The organism is Stagnimonas sp. FW305-C-60, from assembly GCF_058782965.1.
The window spans coordinates 105515-123965 of the sequence record NZ_JBYSYF010000001.1 but is presented as its reverse complement, the minus strand read 5'-3'; the positions used below and the strand labels follow the sequence as shown (position 1 = coordinate 123965).

Below are 18451 nucleotides of genomic sequence, written 5' to 3'. Positions count from 1 at the left end.
GTCTGCGGAAAGGGTTTAGCGGTACACCAGTTCGATGTCGAAGCGCCCGCGCGGCTGCCGGTGCAGCTTGATGAAGCTCTGGGCGATCAGGTGCGGATCGAAATGGGTGCCCGGCTGCACGAAGCCGTGCACGGTCACGGTGGCGACGTGGATGCCACTGACGCCGAGATCCTGCGCCAGCGTCTGGGTGAGGTTGCGCAGCGCCGCCTTTCCCAGCGACAGCGAGGCGAAGTCGGTGGATGGCTGGTCGGCGATGCCGCCGCCGGTGAACAGCAGGCTGCCGCCGCCGCGCACCCGCATCTCCGGGGCCAGCGCCTGCACGCAGACCAGGGCGCCGGCGACGTTGGCGCGGAACTCGCGCACCAGCTGTTCGACATCGAGCGCGCTGGGGCGTGCGCGCTGTACGTCGGCGACGTTGTAGATCAGTACCCGTGCCGGCCCGAGTTCGAGCTGGGCCGCACGCAGGGTGCTGCGCAAGGCCTCGGCATCGCTGGCATCGGCACCGTAGGCGCGCGCCTCGCGGCCGGTGGTCCAGGCGATCTCGGTGGTCTGCGCCACCAGCCGCTCTGGCCGGCGCGCCACCAGGGCGATGTTATAGCCCTCGCGGGCAAAGGCCAGGGCGCAGGCCTGACCGATGCCGCGACCGGCGCCGACCACGATGCAGGATTCGTTCATGAGCGATCCGGGTTCAGTTGGGTGTGGGCAAAGTCCAGGGCTTCCCGGAGGATGCCGGCCTCGGCTCCGGAAAGCAGCCCCAGGCGCTCGGCGCTGGCGATGCGCGCCGCCTCGTCGGCCGGGGCCGGCTCCATCTGGGCCAGTTGCAGGCGGCGCAGGCTGGGCTCCAGTTGCTGGAGCGCGACCATACGCTCCTCCAGGGCTTGCAGGCCGGGGTGTGCCGGCAACCCGCTGAGCAGGCGCGCGCGCAGCATCGGCTCACGCAGCAGGGCCAGCGCCGCCGCCTGGGTTTCGGCGGCGCTGGCCTCGACACTCCGACTGCCGGGCGGCAGGACCAGCCACAGCAGCAGCGGTCGCAGCAGGGCTTGCGGCAGGCTGCGCACCGCCGCGGTCAGGCTTTGTTCCAGACGGCAGTGCTGCTGGCGGCTCAACACCCGCAGCAGCGGCCGCTCGAGCTGGGGCGAGCGCGCACTCTCGTGCCAGGCCAGCGCTGCATGCAGGCCAGCCAGCTGCAGGGCGGCCTGTGCATAGGCGGCGTCGAAGCCGGGTGGCAGTCGGTCGGCGAGCTGCAGGGCCAGGCGCAGGTCGGCGAGCACCGCCAGCCGGCTGCTGGCCAGGCCGGCGCGCTGGCGGTCACGGCGCCGATCTTCCTCACCCGGCGCCGGGATCAGCAGGCCCAGGCTTAAGCCACCGACCAGAGCGCGGGTCAGTTGGCTGAGCGTGTGGCCGACAAACTGCCAGAAGGCTTCGTCAAAGCGGATCAGCCGCTGCGCCGGTGCCGCCTCGCGCGCCGCCGACCAGAGCGCGACGCTGGGGCCGTGCGCCTGGGCGCAGCGCTCGGCGAGGCCGGCAATATCGGCGCTGGCGGCGGCGGTCCAGTCCAGGCTGGCCTCGGGCGCGCGGCCGCGCAGCGCGCAGGCGGCCTGGGCCAGCGGCCAGGCCTGGGCGGCGCGCAGGCGCTCGGCGCTGCAGTCCAGGCCATCGCTGAGCAGGCGCGGCTCGTGGTGGGTCAGGGCCGCACTGCTGTAGAGCAGGGCCGCGATCTCGGCCTGCTCTGGCTGGGTGCTCAGCGGCCGGCAGGGCTGGCGCAGACGCTGCGCCAGGGCCGCGCCCAGCGCCTCGATGCGTAGTTCGGCATCGGCGGCCGGCAGCGCCGGCGAGGCTGGCAGGCGCAGCTCCCACTGGCCCTCCAGCAGGCCAGCCGCCGGGCCGGGGCCGTTGTGTGGCATCGCCGCCGGCAGCCGGGACAGCAGGCGATCCAGCAGCGGCCGGCTGATCCATTCCTGCCGCAGGGCCGGCAGGTTGAGCGGCACGAACAGCAGCAGATAGAACAGCAGCAGCAGCACGAAGCGGCCGGAAGACTCGCCCAGCCAGCCGTAGAGCAGCACCGTTACCCCGAGCAGGCCGGTGGCGGTCGGCAGTGGCACGGCCCGGTAGGCGAGCACGCCAGCAAGGCTAAGGAAGACGATCAGCCAGAACATTTCTAGAGGTGCTGGACTCTGTGGGCGGGGCCGTAAGCCGTAAACTGCGGTCGTTAGGTATTGTCGCCGATCAACGCCGGGCTGCTGCTGTATGACCGAATCCACTCGCCATTATTCCCCCGCCGACCGCCTGATCCAGCGCTTTGCCGACGGCCTGCGCGCCTTGAGCCCGGCCGCGGCACGGCCGCTGCCCTCGGCTCCCTCGGCGCCGCTCTCCGACAGCGAGCGGCAGGCCGCCGCCAGCCTGATGCGGATCAACCATGCCGGCGAAGTCGCTGCCCAGGGCCTGTACCACGGCCAGGCGCTGGTGGCGCGCGATCCGGAGCTGCGCCGGCACCTGCTCGACGCCGCCCGCGAGGAGCAGGACCATCTGCAATGGTGCGCCGAGCGGCTCCAGCAGTTGCAGGACCACCCCAGCCGGCTGTCGCCGTTCTGGTACGCCGGCTCGGTGGCCATCGGCGCGCTGGCGGGCTTGAGCGGCGACCGCAAGAGCCTGGGCTTTGTCGCCGAGACCGAGCGCCAGGTGAGCGCACACCTGCAAGACCACCTGCAACGGCTGCCGGAAGCGGACCGCGCCTCGCGCGCGGTGGTGCAGGCGATGAAGACCGACGAGGAGCGCCACGGTGCCGAAGCCCTGGCCGCCGGCGGCGCGCTGCCACCGGCGCCGGTGCGTGGCCTGATGCGGGCGGTGGCCGGGGTGATGAAGTTCGGGGCAACGCGCTTCTAGCCGCGCCCCAGGCGCAAAAAAGCCGCCCTGGAGGCGGCTTCTGCTTTGCGGCCGGTAGGCCCTCAGGCCTGGATGTTCTTGCCGTAGAAGATTTCCATGATCTCGTGGTTGACGCGATCGCGGATGCGCTTGGCCTCGCGCGGCGGCAACTCGCTCACACCCTCGCCGAACAGATAGGTGTCGAGGTCCAGCTCCTTGAGCTTCATCTTGGTGTGGAACAGGTTCTCCTGGTAGACGTTGACGTCGACCATGTCGTACTTGTCCTTGACGTCGCGGGCGATGAAGTTCTGGATCGAGTCGACGTTGTGGTCGATGAAGTGCTTCATGCCACGCACGTTGCGGGTGAAGCCGCGCACCCGGTAGTCCATCACCACGATGTCGCTCTCGAAGGACTTGATCAGGTAGTTGAGCGCCTTCAGCGGGCTGATCTTGCCGCAGGTGGAGACGTCGATGTCGGCGCGAAAGGTGGAAATGCCGGCGTCCGGGTGGTTTTCCGGATAGGTGTGGACGGTGATGTGGCTCTTGTCCAGATGGCTGACCACGCTCTTCTTCTTGCTGGTCGGCGCCGCGTTCGGAACCGGCGTCGGCAGGCCGTCGAGGTGGCCTTCCGAGATCAGCATGGTCACCGAGGCGCCCTGCGGATCGTAGTCCTGGCGGGCGACGTTGAGGATGTTGGCGCCGATGATGTGCGCCACTTCGGTGAGGATCGCGGTCAGGCGCTCGGCGTTGTAGGCCTCGTCGATGTACTCGACGTATTCCTGCTGGTGCTCGCGGGTGCGGGCATAGCAGATGTCGTAGATGTTGAACGACAGCGTCTTGGTCAGGTTGTTGAAACCAAGCAGCTTCAGCTTGGGATTGCTGGTGGGTTTGATCTTGGCCAAGGCGGTAATCCCCCGTGAAGGCGGCAAACGAAAATCCCCGCGGTTCTAAGCGCGGGGACAGGCTCCGCCTTTGGGTGGCGGAGAACACTATTATCCCCCAAATTTCCGCCCTTTGCGCGTGAAGCTTTCATGACGCCAATGGGCGGACCTCGACGAAAGCCTCAGGAAGGCTCGCGAATCTCGAAATCGTGGCTGATCTTCACGCCAGCATTGGCGAGCATGATGCTGGCCGAGCAGTATTTCTCGGCGGAAAGCTTCACCGCCCGCTCGACTTGTGCGGGATTCAGGCCGCTGCCGCTGACCACGAAGCGCAAATGGATGCTGGTGAACACTTTCGGCTCGGTTTCGGCGCGCTCGGCGTTGAGCTCGCAATAGCAGTCGCTGACCGGCTGCCGGGCCTTTTTCAGAATCATCACCACATCGACGCTGGAGCAGGCGCCGACGCCCATCAGCAGCAGCTCCATGGGCCGCGCGCCCAGGTTGCGGCCGCCGATTTCCGGCGGGCCGTCGATCACCACCGCGTGACCGGAGCCGCTCTCGGCGACAAAGGCCATGTTTTCCACCCACTTGATGCGTGCCTGCACGTTGGTTCCTCAGGTAACCGGGGCCTCCGGTAGGCCCTAGAAGCTATGGTATGGTCGCGAAAATGCAAGGAAGTCGGGTCTCCGACCGCACTAGTTTTCCGGGATGCTCATGTTCGACAAGCCGGCTTTCCAGGCCTTTATCGCTCAGGCCACCAAACGCTCCTACCCGCCCAAGAACGCCATCATCCACGCGGGTGACGAGCCGCAGACGGTGTACCTGATCCTCGAGGGTTCGGTGAGCGTCTCGGTGCATGACGACGAGGAGCGGGAGATGGTGCTGGCCTACCTGAATCCTGGCGAGTTCTTCGGCGAGATGTGCCTGTTCCCCGAGCAGAAGACCCGCAGCGCCGAGGTCCGCACCCGCAGCCATGCGCTGATCGCCGAGATCGGCTTCGAGGCCTTCCGCCGCTTCATCCGCGAGCAGCCGGAGATTCTCCTGGAGCTGGCCGGGCAGCTGGCTAGGCGCCTGCGCGCTACCACGCAAAGGCTCAGCGACCTGGCCTTTCTCGATGTGCAGGGGCGGGTCGCCCACGAGATTCTCAACCTCTGTCGTCAGCCCGACGCCCAGCCGCATGCCAAGGGCACTCTGGTGCGGATCAGCCGCCAGGAACTGGCGCGCATCGTCGGCTGCTCGCGCGAGATGGCCGGCCGGGTGCTGAAGAAGCTGCAGGACGATGGCACGGTCACCGTCCAGGGCCGCAGCATCGTGGTTCTGGGCGTGCAGACCACCAATCCGGTGCGCCCCGCGCGGCTAGGCCGTTAGGGCCTTCAGGGCCGCGCCGGGGGAGTCCTGGCGCATCAGCGATTCACCGACCAGGAAGCGCTGCACGCCCGCGGCGCGCATGCGTCGCACATCGGCATTGCTGGCGATGCCGGACTCGGTAACCACGTCCATGCCCGCCGGCAGGCGGGGCAGCAGGTCCAGGGTAGTTTCCAGGCCCACCGCGAAGGTGCGGAGATTGCGGTTGTTGATGCCCAGCAGGCAGTTGGCGGGCAGTCTGGCGCCCAGCACCACGTCCAGCTCGGCGCCGTCGTGGATCTCGATCAGCACGTCCATCCCGCGGCCGCTGGCCTCGGCCGCCAGGTCTTCCAGCTGGCGGATGCTCAGCGCGGCAACGATCAGCAGCACGCAGTCGGCGCCGATGGCGCGCGCTTCGGCGATCTGCAGGGGGGCGATCAGAAAATCCTTGCGGATCGCCGGCAGCGCACAGGCGGCGCGCGCCTGCACCAGAAAGGCATTGTGGCCCTGGAAGTACTGCTCGTCGGTGAGCACCGACAGGCAGGCGGCGCCACCGGCGGCGTATTCGCGCGCGATCCAGGCCGGGTCGAAATCGGCGCGGATCAGACCCTTGCTGGGGCTGGCCTTCTTGATCTCGGCGATCACCCCGGCCTCGCCGGCGGCGACCTTGGCGGCGAGAGCGGCAATGAAGCCGCGCGGGGCCGACTGCTCCGCGCCCAATGCGTCCAGCGCCGCCAGCGAATAGCGCTTGCGCAGGCGCGCGATTTCTTCGTGCTTGGTGGCGAGAATCTTGTCGAGGATGTCGCTCATGGCGGCTACAGGCCCTTGATCTTGCGGGTGCCGGCGACGAAGGCGTCCAGCTTGGCGCGCGCGGCGCCGCTGGCCAGCACCGCCCGGGCGCGGGCGATGCCGTCGGCGATGTCGCTGGCGACCCCGGCGGCGTAGAGCGCGGCACCGGCGTTGAGCGCGACGATCTCGCGCGCCACGCCGGGGCTGTTGTCGAGCGCGGCCAGCAGCAGCGCCTTCGAGGCGGCGGCGTCGGCCACCGCCAGGTTGCGGGTGGCGGACATGGCGATGCCGTAGTCCTCCGGATGAATCTCGTATTCGCGCACCACGCCGTCGCGCAGCTCGCCGACCAGGGTCGAGCCGCCGAGGGTGATCTCGTCCAGGCCATCCTTGCCCCAGACCACCAGGGCGCGCCTAGCGCCCAGGCGCTGCAGCACACGCACCTGGATGCCGACCAGGTCGGCATGGAACACGCCCATCAGGATGTTCGGCGCGTCAGCGGGATTGGTCAGCGGCCCGAGGATGTTGAACATGGTGCGCACGCCCATCTCCTTGCGCACTGCCGCCACCGCCTTCATCGCCGGATGATGATTGGGCGCGAACATGAAGCCGATGCCGGTCGCCGCCAGGCTTTCCGCCACCTGCGCCGGTTGCAGGTCGATGGCCGCGCCCAGGGCTTCGAGCACGTCGGCGCTGCCGGACTTCGAGGACACGCTGCGGTTGCCGTGCTTGGCGATGGTGGCGCCGGCGGCGGCGGCCACGAACATCGAGGCAGTGGAGATGTTGAAGCTGTGGGCGCCGTCACCGCCGGTGCCGACGATGTCGAGCAGCGCCTCGCCGGGGCTGGCCTGGTAGGGCACCTTCAACGCGAACTCGCGCATCACCAGGGCAGCGGCGGTGATCTCGCCGACGGTTTCCTTCTTCACCCTGAGGCCGGTGAGGATGGCGGCGGTCATCACCGGCGAGACCTCGCCGCGCATGATCGCGCGGAACAGCTCCACCATCTCGTCCTGGAAGATCTCGCGGTGCTCGATGGCGCGTTGCAGCGCTTCCTGCGGAGTCAGGCTCATGGGTGCTGGTCCAGGAAATTCTTGAGCATCGCGTGGCCGTGCTCGGTCAGGATCGACTCGGGGTGAAACTGCACGCCCTCGATCGCCAGGGTCTTGTGGCGCAGGCCCATGATCTCGTCGATGGTGCCGTCTTCGTGCTGGGTCCAGGCGGTGATCTCGAAGCAGTCGGGCAGGCCGACGGTATCGACGATCAGCGAGTGGTAGCGCGTTGCGGTGAACGGTGAGGGCAGGCCGGTGAACACCCCCTGGCCGGCGTGGTACACCGGCGAGGTCTTGCCGTGCATCACCTGCCGTGCGCGCCTCACGGTGCCGCCGAAGGCCTGGCCGATGCTCTGGTGACCCAGGCAGACGCCGAGGATGGGGAACTGCCCCTGCAGGCGCTCGATCAGCTCCAGGCAGATGCCCGCCTCATTGGGCGTGCAGGGGCCGGGCGAGAGCACGATCTGGCTGGGCTTGAGCGCGGCCACCGCGTCGACCGTGATCTGGTCGTTGCGGTGTACCTGGACCTCCGCCCCGAGCTCGCCGAAGTACTGCACGAGGTTGTAGGTGAAGGAGTCGTAGTTGTCGATCATCAGGAGCATGTGGGTCCCAATCGGTAGTAGTGAAACGGTGGGCGCGCTGCCGCGCCGATGGGGGCGTCCCCGAGTGCGGGACGCCGGTGAGGCCGTTTCAGTGACGCCAACGATCCATGATGGAATGCTCGGTGCCGGGAGGGGCGAAGTCGGCGATTTTACCGATCAGCGCCGGTCGGGGATACGCACCCGGCATGCTGCGCGGGATATGCCGGCTTCAGGGCACCCAGCGCTTGGCCAGTTTGCGGGCCAGGGTGCGGCGGTGCATGCCCAGGCGGCGGGCGGTTTCCGAGATGTTGAAGCCGGTCTCCGCCAGTACCTCGTGGATGCGCTCCATCTCCAGGGTCTTGATCGAAGTGGCGCGGGCGGTCACCGGCGTTTCCGCCGGCTCTGGCAGTGACTCTCCGCCGAAGGCCGCTTCGATGTCGTCGGTGTTGGCCGGCTTCACCAGGTAGTTGCAGGCCCCCAGCTTGATCGCCTCCACCGCGGTGGCGATGCTGGCGAAGCCGGTGAGCACCACGATCAGCAGGTCGGGATCCTGCTCGTGGAGGTGACGGACCACGGTCAGGCCCGACTCGCCGCCGAGTTTGAGATCGACGACCGCGTGGGTCGGTCTGGCGGTAGGCAGCAGGGCGGTCACCGCCTCCAGGCTGGCGGCGCTGCTGACCAGGTAGCCACGACGCTCGAAGGAGCGCCGCAGGGTGCGGGCGAAGGCCTCGTCATCCTCGACGATCAGCAGCCGGCGAGCCTCATCCGCGGTGTTCATCACCGTCTCCCAGTTGCAGCGAGGCCAGCGGCAGTTCCAGGCTCACTTCCGCACCGCCGCCTGGAACGTTGATGGCGTGGACCCGGCCGCCGAGCTTGCGCAGCACATTGACGACCAGGAACAGCCCCAGCCCGCCGCCGGCGCGTCCCTTGCTGGACTGGTAGGGCTTGCCGAGGTTGGCCAGCATCTCCGGCGGGAAGCCAGGGCCCTGGTCCGCCACCGTCAGGCTCAGCCAGTCGTTGATGCAGCGCACGGTCAGCCCGATGCCCGACGGCGAGGCTTCGCGGGCGTTTTCCAGCACGCTGAAGATGACCTGTCGCAGCGCCGAATCGGAGACGATGGGCGTGCGCCGGCAGGCCGTCGCGTCCAGGGGCTCCACGAGTCGGTAATCGAAGGGGACCTGCGGATGCAGACGCCGCCACTCGGCGACCAGCTCGTCGAGAAAGCCGGCGACGGTGGTCAGACTCACCGCCTCGCCGCGCGCCTCGCCGGCGGAGAGCAGGATGCCGCTGACGATGCTCTTGCAGCGCTGCAGCGCGGTGTTCATCTCCTCCAGCTCCTGCAGACGCTCCGGGTGGTCGCGGAACTCCGGCAGGTGGCGCCAGTCGCCGAGGATCACCGCCAGGGTGGCCAGTGGCGTGCCCAGTTCGTGGGCCGCGCCGGAGGCGAGCAGGCCCATGCGCACGATGTGGTCTTCCTCCGCTGCCTGCTGGCGCAGGTCGGCGAGGCCGGCGTCGCGGCGGCGCAGATTGGCGTTGATGCGGCCGAGGAACAGCACCAGCAGCAGCACGTCGAGCACGAAGCAGACCAGCATGCCGTAGACATGTAGTTGGAACAGACGGCCGGGATCGCTGCTGGCGAGATTCAGGGGAACGTAGAACCGGGTCAGCAGTGCGAAGCACAGGCAGGCATAGCCGACCAGCAGCCAGGTCGACCGGGCTTCGAGCAGGATCGCCGCCAGCGTCAATTGCAGCAGGTAGAGAAAGACGAAGGGGTTGGTGGCGCCGCCACTGAAGTAGAGCAGGGCGGTGAGGGCGCTGATGTCGAGCATCAGGCCCAGCATCAGGTCGCCGTTGCGCACCTCGCCGGCCTGGCGAGGCCGCAGCATGCTGAACAGGTTGAGCAGCACCAGGCCGCCGATCACCGCGAACATCGGCGGCATCGGCAACTCCAGGCCGAATTGCAGGGTGCTGAAGACGATGGTGCAGGCCTGGCCGAACACCGCCAGCCAGCGCAACTGGATCAGCAGTATCGCGTTCTGCTGACTGGCGGTCTCGCCTAGCGAATCGAGCAGCGAGAAGCGGCGGGAGGAAGGCCGGGCCGTGGACATGGCGCGCATCCTAGCAGCGATGCCGCGAGCGCCCCTGGGCTGGCTTCGCGGACTCAAGCCTGGCGTCGGCGCAGGCGCCATTCCTGCCGCAGCAGCAGTCCAAGGCCCCCCAGCACGAGGGCTGCGAGTCCGTACCAGGTCAGCGCGTAGACCAGATGGCTGTTGCGGAAATTCAGCACCGTCAGGCCACCGACAGGACCGCCGGCGACCGAGGCTTCCGCGTCGATGAAATAGGGGGCGATGGGCGTGTCCCGCAATCCCCGGGCGTCGGCAATGGCGGCGACATCGCGCGAATACCAGCGATTCTCGGCCGGGACGTTCTTGCGCAGGAAGCCGCCGCCGGGTTCGCTCAGGCGCAGCAGTCCGGTCAAGCGCATCTGGCCCGGAGACTGGCCTTCCGGCCGGGTCGCGGGATCGCGGTGCTCGGCGTCGACATAGCCGCGGTTGATCAAAACCACACAGCCCGTCGGGGTACGCAGTGGCGTCAGCACCCAGCAGCCGGGGCCACGCACGGTCACCGCCAGGGTGCAGGTTTCGCGCTCGTGCAGGAACTCGCCCTCGATCTCGACGCGGCGGTATTCGTCCTGCCGAGTCAGGCCGGGCCAGTCGGCCGGCGTGGGCGCCGGCACCGGTGCCGCCGCCAGTTGCCGCTGGACCCGCTCGATGAGGTCCAGCTTCCAGACCCGGCGTTCGAGCTGCCATTGCCCCAGGGCCAGCAGGCCGAGGAAGGCGGCGACGGCGAGCAGCACCAGCAGCGCCAGTGGCCCCGCCGGGAGCGGCCTGCCGTGGCCGTCGCCGGACATCAGGGCAGGTTGCGCATTTCGTGCACCGAGGCCGGCATCATGTTGGCGTTCATGTGGAACATGACCCACAGCGAGCCGGCGAGGGTGATGACCACCAGCACCAGGGTGAAGATCAGCGCCAGCATGTTCCAGCCGCCCTCGGAGCTGGTGTTCATGTGCAGGAAGAACACCATGTGCACGATGATCTGCACCAGCGCGAAGGCGAGGATGATCGCGGTGGTGGCCAGCTTGCTGGGCAGCACCTCGCCCATCACCAGCCAGAACGGGATCGCGGTCAGCACCACCGACAGCAGGAAGCCGATCATGTAGCTCTTGAAGCTGCCATGGGCGGCGCCGTCGTCGTGGTGCTCGTCGTGGCCGTGGACCAGGGCTTCGTGGTGGGGCTGGGCGTTCACGGAGCTCATCGGAGCACTCCCATCAGGTAGACGTAGGTGAAGACGCCGATCCAGATGACGTCGAGGAAATGCCAGAACAGCGACAGGCAGGACAGGCGGCGGCGATTGACCACCGTCAGGCCGTGCTTCCTGACCTGCGCCATCAGCACCACCAGCCAGACAATGCCGAAGCTGACGTGCAGGCCGTGGGTGCCGACCAGGGTGAAGAAGGCCGACAGAAAGGCGCTGCGCTGCGGTCCCGCCCCTTCGTGGATCAAGTGGTGGAACTCGTACAGCTCGATGCCGAGGAAGGCGAGGCCGAACAGGCCGGTGATCGCCAGCCAGATCAGCGTCGCGCGCTTGCGATTGCGCGCCATCTCCAGCATCGCGAAGCCGTAGGTGATCGAGGAGAACAGCAGCATCGCGGTGTTGAGCGCGACAAGTTCGAGATCGAACAGATCCTTTGGTGCCGGGCCGGCGGCGTAGTTGTGGCCGACCACGCCGTACATCGCGAACAGCACGGCGAAGACGAGGCAGTCGCTCATCAGGTACAGCCAGAAGCCGAGCAGGGTCCCGTTCTGCGGGTGGTGCTCTTCCTTGAGGTAGAAACGGCTGGCGTCGCCGGCCAGCGCCGGCGCGTGTGCGGTGGCGCTCATGGATCAGGCCTCCTGGGCCGCGAGTTCGCGGGCATGGGCATCTTCGGTGCGAGTCACCTCATCCGCGGGGATGTGGTAGTCACGGTCGTAGTTGAAGCTGTGGCTGATCGCCGCACCGATCAGACCGGCGAAGGACAACCCCGCGAGCCACCAGATGTGCCAGATCATCGCGAAGCCGAACACCAGGCTGATGCCCGCCAGGGTGATCCCGGCCGCTGTGCCCTTGGGCATGTGGATCGCCAGGAAACCGCTGGTGGGGCGCACGTAGCCGTTGCGCTTCATGTCCCACCAGGCGTCGACCTCGTGCACGCGCGGCGTGAAGGCAAAGTTGTATTCCGGCGGCGGGGAGGAAGTGGACCACTCCAGCGTGCGGGCATTCCAGGGGTCGCCACCCACCACGCGCAGCGACGCACGGCGCTTGTAGCTGACGTAGAACTGGATCAGCGAGGCGAGGATGCCGGCACCGATCAGCACCGCGCCGAAGGCGGCGGTGATGAACCAGGGTTGCAGGCTCGCGTCCTCGAAGTGGCTGACGCGGCGGGTGACGCCCATCAGGCCCAGCACGTAGAGCGGCATGAAGGCGAACAGGAAGCCGATCTGCCAGCACCAGAAGCTGACCTTGCCCCAGAACTTGTCGAGGTGATAGCCGAACACCTTCGGGAACCAGTAGCTGATGCCGGCGAACACCCCGAACACCACGCCGCCGATGATGACGTTGTGGAAGTGCGCGATCAGGAACAGCGAGTTGTGCAGCACGAAATCGGCCGGTGGCACCGCCAGCAGCACACCGGTCATGCCGCCGATGACGAAGGTGAACATGAAGCCCATGGTCCACAGCATCGGCAGCTCGAAGCGGATGCGGCCGCGGTACATGGTGAACAGCCAGTTGAACATCTTCGCCCCGGTGGGTATGGAGATGATCATGGTGGTGATGCCGAAGAAGGAGTTGACGCTCGCCCCGGAGCCCATGGTGAAGAAGTGGTGCAGCCACACCAGGTAGGAGAGGATGGTGATGACCACCGTCGCGTAGACCATTGAGGTGTAGCCGAACAGGCGTTTGCCGCTGAAGGTGGAGACCACCTCGGAGAACACGCCGAACAGCGGCAGGATCAGGATGTAGACCTCCGGGTGGCCCCAGATCCAGATCAGGTTCACGTACATCATCGGGTTGCCGCCGAAGTCATTCGTGAAGAAGTTGGTGTCGGCGTAGCGGTCCAGCGACAGCAGCACCAGCACCGCCGTCAGCACCGGGAAGGCGGCGACGATCAGCACGTTGGTGCACAGCGAGGTCCAGGTGAACACCGGCATCTTCATCAGCGTCATGCCCGGCGCGCGCATCTTGACGATGGTGACGATCAGGTTGACGCCCGACAGCAGGGTGCCGACACCGGCGATCTGTAATGCCCAGATGTAGTAGTCCATGCCCACGCCGGGGCTGTAGTCCGCTCCCGATAGCGGTGGGTAGGCCAGCCAGCCGGCGGTGGAGAACTCGCCGATGAACAGCGAGGTCATCACCAGCACCGCGCCGACCACGGTCATCCAGAAGCTGAAGTTGTTGAGGAAGGGAAAGGCCACGTCGCGGGCGCCGATCTGCAGCGGCACCACGTAGTTCATCAGGCCGGTGACGAAGGGCATGGCCACGAAGAAGATCATGATCACGCCATGGGCGGTGAAGATCTGGTCGTAGTGGTGAGGTGGCAGGTAGCCCATGGCGTCGCCGAAGGCCATCGCCTGCTGCAGGCGCATCATGATCGCGTCGGCGAAGCCGCGCAGCAGCATCACCAGCGCCAGGATCATGTACATCACGCCGATCTTCTTGTGGTCGATCGAGCAGAACCAGTCGCGCCACAGCCAGCCCCAGGCGCGCGCCCGGGTGATCCAGGCGATCACTGCAAGGCCCAGCAGGGCAGTGGCCGCGAAGGTGCCGATCAGGATCGGCTCGTGGTAGGGGATGGCGTCCAGGCTCAGGCGACCAAACAGGGTCTGCATCAGCTCGGAGCGTTCTGGCGTCGGGGTTTGCATGGTCGTCTCGGCGCTTCAGGAATCAGGGAGCGAGGCGGCTCAGGCCGTAGCTCGGCGGCGCGGCCGGCGACAGCATGACCTCGGGGGCAACCGCGCATAGCGCGGTGACGTATTCGGCGGGCGGTTGCGGCAGGCTGCCGCGCCGGCGCTCGGCGTCGTAGCTCAGGCGCGACAGGTTGTAGACGCCGGCAAGGCCGAGGCCACCCTTGGCGTCGATGGCCATCATGTCGCGCATGCACATCTTGGTCGGCTCGACGCAGAGGTTGAGGATGGCGTCGTAGAGGCCGGCCATGGTCTGGCCGTAGTGACGCACCGGCTCGCGCTCGCTGGGCCGCTCCAGCTTCTGGTATTCCTCGCGGCCGAGCGTGGTCGGGCTGGAGCGCACGCCGGCGACCCACTGGTCGAAGCCGGCCCCGTCCAGACCCTTGAAGGTGAAGCGCATGTGCGAGAAGCCGGCGCCGCTGTAGTTGGCGGAAAAGCCCTCATAGTCGCCGGCCTTGTTGATGACGGCGTGGAGCTGGGTCTGCATGCCCGGCATGGCGTAGATCATTCCGGCCAGCGCCGGCACGTAGAAGGCGTTCATCACCGTCGAGGCGGTGATCTGGAACTCGATCGGCACGTCCACCGGTGCCGCCATCTCGTTGACGCTGGCGACGCCGTAGTCGGGGTAGATGAACAGCCACTTCCAGTCCAGCGCCACCACCTGCACCTTCAGCGGCTGCACATCCGCCGGGATCGGCCGGCTGGCGTCCAGGCGGTCGAGCTTGCGGTAGGGGTCGAGGGTGTGGGTAGTGATCCACGTCACCGCGCCGAGCGCGATGATGATCAGCAGCGGCGCCGACCAGATCACCAGTTCCAACTGCGTGGAGTGATGCCATTCGGGTTCGTAGGCCGCCTTCTTGTTGGACTGGCGGTAGTGCCAGGCGAAGAAGCCGGTGAGCAGCATCACTGGCACCACGATCAGCAGCATCAGCACGGTGGAGACGACGATCAGGTCGCGCTGCTGCATGGCGATATCGCCGGAGGGCGACATCACCACCGCGTCGCAGCCAGCGAGCAGGAAGGTCAGCGGCAGCAGCAGGAGGCTGTAGGGGATGCGGGCGGACATGGCGGAATTCAGGCGCTCGGAGAGGCTCCGCCGGGGACTTTAGGCGCCGGATCTGCGCGGCGCGATTGGACGTTTTGTCCCACCCCGCCTGCCGCCGTGGTGCTGGCCCTAAAATGCCGCCAGCCTCCTCCGGTAACCGGTACGTTCCCATGTCCACCGCCGCCTCGCACAACCTGGATGTTCCGGGCTCTGCCGTTCACGGAGCGGATCACCGTGTCGCGCCCGGCGAGATCGCCATCGGCGTGGTCATCGGCCGGCTGTCGGAGATGTTCGACTTCTTCGTGTTCGGCATCGCCGCCGTGCTGGTGTTCCCCTCGGTGTTCTTTCCCTTCGTGGACGCCCAGACCGGCACCTTCTACGCCTTCGCGGTGTTCTCCCTGGCCTTCGTCGCCCGCCCGCTGGGTTCGCTGCTGTTCCGGGTGCTGCACACCCGCTATGGGCGCGGCACGCGGCTGACCGTGGCGCTGTTCATCCTCGGCACCGCCACCGCCGGCATCGCCTTCCTGCCCGGCTACGCGACGCTGGGCGAGTACTCGATCCTGCTGCTCGGCCTGTTCCGCATGGCGCAGGGCGTCGGCATCGCCGGTAGCTGGGACGGCCTGCCTTCGCTGCTGGCGCTCAATGCGCCGGAGAACCGCCGCGGCTGGTACGCGATGATCCCTCAGCTCGGTGGCCCGATCGGCTTCTTCATCGCCGCCGGCCTGTTCGCCTATTTGATCTCGGCGCTGTCGCCCAAGGACTTCCTGGAATGGGGCTGGCGCTATCCCTTCTGCGTGGCCTTCGCCATCAACGTGGTGGCGCTGTTTGCCCGCCTGCGGCTGGTGGTGACGCCGGAGTTCACCGCCCTGCTCCAGACCCGCGAGCTGGAGCCCTCGCCGCTGGCGGATCTGTTCCGCACGCAGCGCGCCAGCATCCTGCTCGGCGCCTTCGCGCCGCTGGCCAGCTTCGCGCTGTTCCACTTGGTCACCGTGTTCCCCTTGTCCTGGGTGACGCTGTTCAGCGATCAGTCGGTGATCGACTGCCTGATCGTGCAGATGTTCGGCGCGGTGCTGTGCATGGTCAGCATGCTGCTCTCCGGCCAGATCGCCGACCGCATCGGCCGGCGCGCGACGCTGGCGGTCGGCGCCGGGCTGATCGCGCTGTTCAGCCTGGCCGGCCTGCTGCCGGCCTTCCTGCACGGCAGCGTGCTTGGCGCCCTGCTGTTCGTGCTCGGCGGTTTCGTACTGCTGGGCTTCTCGCACGCGCAGGCGGCGGGCGCGATCAACTCCACCTTCCCCAGCCGCTACCGCTACAGCGGCGCGGTGGTGACCTCCGATCTCGCCTGGCTGGTGGGTGCGGCTTTCGCGCCGCTGGTGGCCTTGTTCATCGCCGCCCACTACGGCGTCGGCTATGTCGGGCTCTACCTGCTCTCCGGCGCGGTCGGCACCCTGCTGGCGCTGGGCATCAACCGCAACCTGGAAATGCGCGACGACTAGTGGTCGGGGCCGAGTTCGCGAGCCCCTCCGGCAGCTTCGGCCCACCTCCCCTACTTGCCTAGGGGAGGCAAGCAGCGGTGTCTAGGTTGAGGCCGCCTGCGCCGCGGCGCGCATCATCGCCCGCGCCTTGTTCATGGTCTCTTCCCATTCCGATTGCGGATCGGAGTCGGCGACCACGCCGGCGCCGGCCTGGATGTGGATCTGGCCGTCCTTGATCACTGCGGTGCGGATGGCGATGGCCATGTCCATGTTGCCGCACCAGCCGAGATAGCCGACCGCGCCGCCGTAGATGCCGCGCTTGTGCGGTTCGAGCTCCTGGATGATCTCCATTGCCCGCACCTTGGGGGCGCCGCTGAGCGTGCCGGCCGGGAAGGTCGCCGCCAGCGCGTCGAGCGCGTCGACGCTGGCTTTCAGCTGGCCGGTGACATTGCTGACGATGTGCATGACGTGGCTGTAGCGCTCGATCGCCATCTTGTCGGTGAGCTTGACGCTGCCGGTCTCGGCGACGCGGCCGACGTCGTTGCGACCGAGGTCGATCAGCATCAGGTGCTCGGCGATCTCCTTGGGGTCGGCGAGCAGCTCGGCTTCCAGCGCGCGGTCCTGCTCCGGCGTGGCGCCGCGCTTGCGGGTGCCGGCGATGGGGCGCACGGTGGCGAGGCCGTCCTGCACCCGCACCAGGATCTCCGGGCTCGATCCGACCACCTGGTGGTCGCCGAGATTGAGGCAGTAGAGATAGGGCGAGGGGTTGAGGCGGCGGATGGCGCGGTAGAGCTGCACCGGATCGGTGGAAAACGGCGCCGACAGCCGGTGCGCCGGCACCACCTGCATCACATCGCCGGCGGCGGTGTAGTCCTTGATCCGTTGCACGGCGGCCTTGAACGCGGCCTCGCCCATGGTCGAGACAAAGGGCAACTCTTCGGCCGGTCCGTTCACCGGCGCCCGGCTGGCGAGCAGCGGCGTGGCCAGACGCGCCTGCAACTGGTCGAGCCGGCGTTCGCCGGCGGCGCGCGCCTCGGCGCTGTCGGCTACATGGACCACCAGGGTGATGCTGGCGCGCAGGGTGTCGAATACCACCACCTCGTCGGAGCGCATCAGCAGGATGTCCGGCGTGCCGACCGGGTCGGGCAGGTCGTGGTCGAGCTTGGGCTCGACATAGCGCACGGTCTCGAAGCCGAAGTAGCCGACCCAGCCGCCGGTGAAGCGCAGCGCACCGGGCAGCGGTGCGCGTACAGAAGCGACCTGCTCGCGGATGAAGGTGAGTGGATCAGCGACCTCGTCCTCGAACACCGTCTCGCCGTCGCGCTGGATGCTGACCCGGCGGTTGTAGACGCGGATCACTTCGCGGCAGGCGAGCCCGATGAAGGAGTAGCGGCCCCATTGCTCGCCGCCCTGCATGGATTCCAGCAGGTAGCTGTAGGGCTCGTTGGCGAGCTTGAGGTAGGCGCCGACCGGCGTGTCGAGGTCGCCGGGCAGTTCCCGGGTGAGGGCGATCAGGTGTTGGGTAGGCATGTTTCTCTGGGCGGCGCGCAGATTGGCGCGCGGTGAACGGGCGGATCGGATCAGTCGGAGATCGGACGCAGGTTCACCATCGCCAGCAAAGGCGCGCGGCACGCGGGGGCGGGCGCGGGTTCATGTTCAGGCCTTGGCGATCTCTTCACGCATGGCGCGGATGGTAGCAGCGTAGTCGCCAGCGCCGAAAATCGCCGAACCGGCGACGAAGGTGTCGGCGCCGGCGGCGGCGATCTCGCGGATGTTGTCGATCTTCACGCCGCCGTCGATCTCCAGGCGGATCTCGCGGCCGCTGGCGTCGATCAGCGCGCGCGCCGCGCGCAGCTTGTTGAGCGCCTCGGGGATGAAGCTCTGGCCGCCGAAACCGGGGTTGACCGACATGATCAGCACCAGATCGACCTTGTCGAGCACGTGCTTGAGGCAGTCCAGCGGCGTCGCCGGGTTGAACACCAGGCCGCTCAGGCAGCCGGCGGCCTTGATCGCTTGCAGACTGCGGTCGATGTGACGGGTGGCTTCCGGGTGGAAGCTAATGAGACTGGCGCCGGCCTTGGCGAAAGACTGCGCCAGCGCATCGACCGGCTCCACCATCAGGTGCACGTCCAGCGGTGCCTTGACGCCGTACTTGCGCAGGGCTTCGGCGATCGCCGGCCCGAAGGTGAGGTTGGGGACGTAGTGGTTGTCCATCACGTCGAAATGCACCCAGTCGGCGCCGTCGCCGAGGACGCGCTGCACGTCCTCACCCAGGCGGGCGAGGTCGGCGGAGAGGATGGAGGGAGCGATGACGGGAGAGAGCTTGGCCATGGCGCATTATCCCAAAGTTCGCCCCGCGCTTGGCGGCAGGGCGCTTAGCACCGACAATCGCCCGATTCCGCACTCCTTAAGACCCGTATCCG

General features: G+C 67.6%; 19 protein-coding genes. 3 read left to right on the top strand and 16 right to left on the bottom strand.

Going from position 1 to position 18451, the window contains the following annotated elements:
- Nucleotides 1-15: 15 nt before the first annotated feature.
- Nucleotides 16-675: an SDR family NAD(P)-dependent oxidoreductase gene (locus AC3WT6_RS00600; protein ID WP_492651606.1), complete on the bottom strand. Its 660-nt coding sequence runs from the start codon at nt 673-675 to the stop codon at nt 16-18.
- Nucleotides 672-2156 carry an acyl-CoA dehydrogenase domain-containing protein gene (locus AC3WT6_RS00595; protein WP_492651605.1) on the bottom strand — a complete coding sequence of 495 codons (1485 nt, stop codon included), beginning with the start codon at nt 2154-2156 and terminating at the stop codon, nt 672-674. Before AC3WT6_RS00595 ends, AC3WT6_RS00600 begins: the two co-directional genes overlap by 4 nt.
- A gap of 91 nt (nt 2157-2247) precedes the next feature.
- Between AC3WT6_RS00595 and coq7 the strand changes: the two genes are divergently transcribed.
- On the top strand, nt 2248-2883 hold the full coding sequence (coq7, locus tag AC3WT6_RS00590) for a 2-polyprenyl-3-methyl-6-methoxy-1,4-benzoquinone monooxygenase (protein WP_492651604.1): 636 nt from the start codon (nt 2248-2250) through the stop codon (nt 2881-2883).
- Nucleotides 2884-2945: 62 nt separating this feature from the next.
- Here the strand turns inward: coq7 and speD are convergent, their stop codons facing one another.
- Together speD and AC3WT6_RS00580 are read right to left on the bottom strand one after the other, a co-directional pair.
- Nucleotides 2946-3755 carry an adenosylmethionine decarboxylase gene (speD, locus tag AC3WT6_RS00585; protein WP_492652831.1) on the bottom strand — a complete coding sequence of 270 codons (810 nt, stop codon included), beginning with the start codon at nt 3753-3755 and terminating at the stop codon, nt 2946-2948.
- A 170-nt stretch (nt 3756-3925) separates the two neighbouring features.
- A complete protein-coding gene (locus tag AC3WT6_RS00580) occupies nt 3926-4348 on the bottom strand; it encodes an OsmC family protein (protein WP_123210153.1) in 423 nt (140 codons plus the stop codon).
- A 103-nt stretch (nt 4349-4451) separates the two neighbouring features.
- Here AC3WT6_RS00580 and crp point away from each other — a divergent pair, with 103 nt between their 5' ends.
- The gene (crp, locus tag AC3WT6_RS00575) at nt 4452-5111 is read left to right on the top strand and encodes a cAMP-activated global transcriptional regulator CRP (RefSeq protein ID WP_492651603.1); all 660 of its coding nucleotides are present in this window, start codon (nt 4452-4454) and stop codon (nt 5109-5111) included.
- Here the strand turns inward: crp and trpC are convergent.
- The 10 genes from trpC to cyoA all read right to left on the bottom strand — a co-directional run bounded on the left by trpC (nt 5100) and on the right by cyoA (nt 14574).
- Nucleotides 5100-5897: an indole-3-glycerol phosphate synthase TrpC gene (trpC, locus tag AC3WT6_RS00570; protein ID WP_492651602.1), complete on the bottom strand. Its 798-nt coding sequence runs from the start codon at nt 5895-5897 to the stop codon at nt 5100-5102. The two genes, crp and trpC, sit on opposite strands and share 12 nt — an antisense overlap.
- A 5-nt stretch (nt 5898-5902) precedes the next feature.
- The gene (gene trpD, locus AC3WT6_RS00565) at nt 5903-6943 is read right to left on the bottom strand and encodes an anthranilate phosphoribosyltransferase (protein WP_492651601.1); all 1041 of its coding nucleotides are present in this window, start codon (nt 6941-6943) and stop codon (nt 5903-5905) included.
- A complete protein-coding gene (locus AC3WT6_RS00560; protein WP_492651600.1) occupies nt 6940-7524 on the bottom strand; it encodes an anthranilate synthase component II in 585 nt (194 codons plus the stop codon). Before AC3WT6_RS00560 ends, trpD begins: the two co-directional genes overlap by 4 nt.
- Nucleotides 7525-7732: 208 nt before the next feature.
- Nucleotides 7733-8281 carry a response regulator transcription factor gene (locus tag AC3WT6_RS00555; RefSeq protein ID WP_492651599.1) on the bottom strand — a complete coding sequence of 183 codons (549 nt, stop codon included), beginning with the start codon at nt 8279-8281 and terminating at the stop codon, nt 7733-7735.
- A complete protein-coding gene (locus AC3WT6_RS00550) occupies nt 8265-9611 on the bottom strand; it encodes an ATP-binding protein (RefSeq protein WP_492651598.1) in 1347 nt (448 codons plus the stop codon). The genes AC3WT6_RS00555 and AC3WT6_RS00550 overlap by 17 nt, the downstream gene beginning before the upstream one ends.
- Nucleotides 9612-9664: 53 nt before the next feature.
- Nucleotides 9665-10414 (bottom strand): SURF1 family protein, encoded by a 750-nt coding sequence (locus AC3WT6_RS00545; protein ID WP_492651597.1) that lies wholly within the window; start codon nt 10412-10414, stop codon nt 9665-9667.
- Complete coding sequence (cyoD, locus tag AC3WT6_RS00540) at nt 10414-10818, bottom strand: cytochrome o ubiquinol oxidase subunit IV (RefSeq protein WP_492651596.1); 405 nt, start codon at nt 10816-10818, stop codon at nt 10414-10416. Before cyoD ends, AC3WT6_RS00545 begins: the two co-directional genes overlap by 1 nt.
- Nucleotides 10815-11444, bottom strand: coding sequence for a cytochrome o ubiquinol oxidase subunit III (gene cyoC / locus AC3WT6_RS00535; protein WP_492651595.1), 630 nt, complete (start codon nt 11442-11444; stop codon nt 10815-10817). The genes cyoD and cyoC overlap by 4 nt, the downstream gene beginning before the upstream one ends.
- Nucleotides 11445-11447: 3 nt before the next feature.
- On the bottom strand, nt 11448-13466 hold the full coding sequence (gene cyoB, locus AC3WT6_RS00530) for a cytochrome o ubiquinol oxidase subunit I (protein ID WP_492651594.1): 2019 nt from the start codon (nt 13464-13466) through the stop codon (nt 11448-11450).
- A 22-nt stretch (nt 13467-13488) separates the two neighbouring features.
- Entirely contained in the window at nt 13489-14574 is a 1086-nt protein-coding gene (gene cyoA, locus AC3WT6_RS00525) for a ubiquinol oxidase subunit II (protein WP_492651593.1), read from the bottom strand.
- Nucleotides 14575-14723: 149 nt separating this feature from the next.
- Between cyoA and AC3WT6_RS00520 the strand changes: the two genes are divergently transcribed.
- Complete coding sequence (locus AC3WT6_RS00520) at nt 14724-16049, top strand: MFS transporter (protein WP_492651592.1); 1326 nt, start codon at nt 14724-14726, stop codon at nt 16047-16049.
- An 81-nt stretch (nt 16050-16130) separates the two neighbouring features.
- Here the strand turns inward: AC3WT6_RS00520 and trpE are convergent, their stop codons facing one another.
- Together trpE and rpe are read right to left on the bottom strand one after the other, a co-directional pair.
- On the bottom strand, nt 16131-17558 hold the full coding sequence (trpE, locus tag AC3WT6_RS00515) for an anthranilate synthase component I (protein ID WP_492651591.1): 1428 nt from the start codon (nt 17556-17558) through the stop codon (nt 16131-16133).
- Nucleotides 17559-17684: 126 nt separating this feature from the next.
- Nucleotides 17685-18359 carry a ribulose-phosphate 3-epimerase gene (rpe, locus tag AC3WT6_RS00510; RefSeq protein ID WP_492651590.1) on the bottom strand — a complete coding sequence of 225 codons (675 nt, stop codon included), beginning with the start codon at nt 18357-18359 and terminating at the stop codon, nt 17685-17687.
- Nucleotides 18360-18451 lie beyond the last annotated feature (92 nt).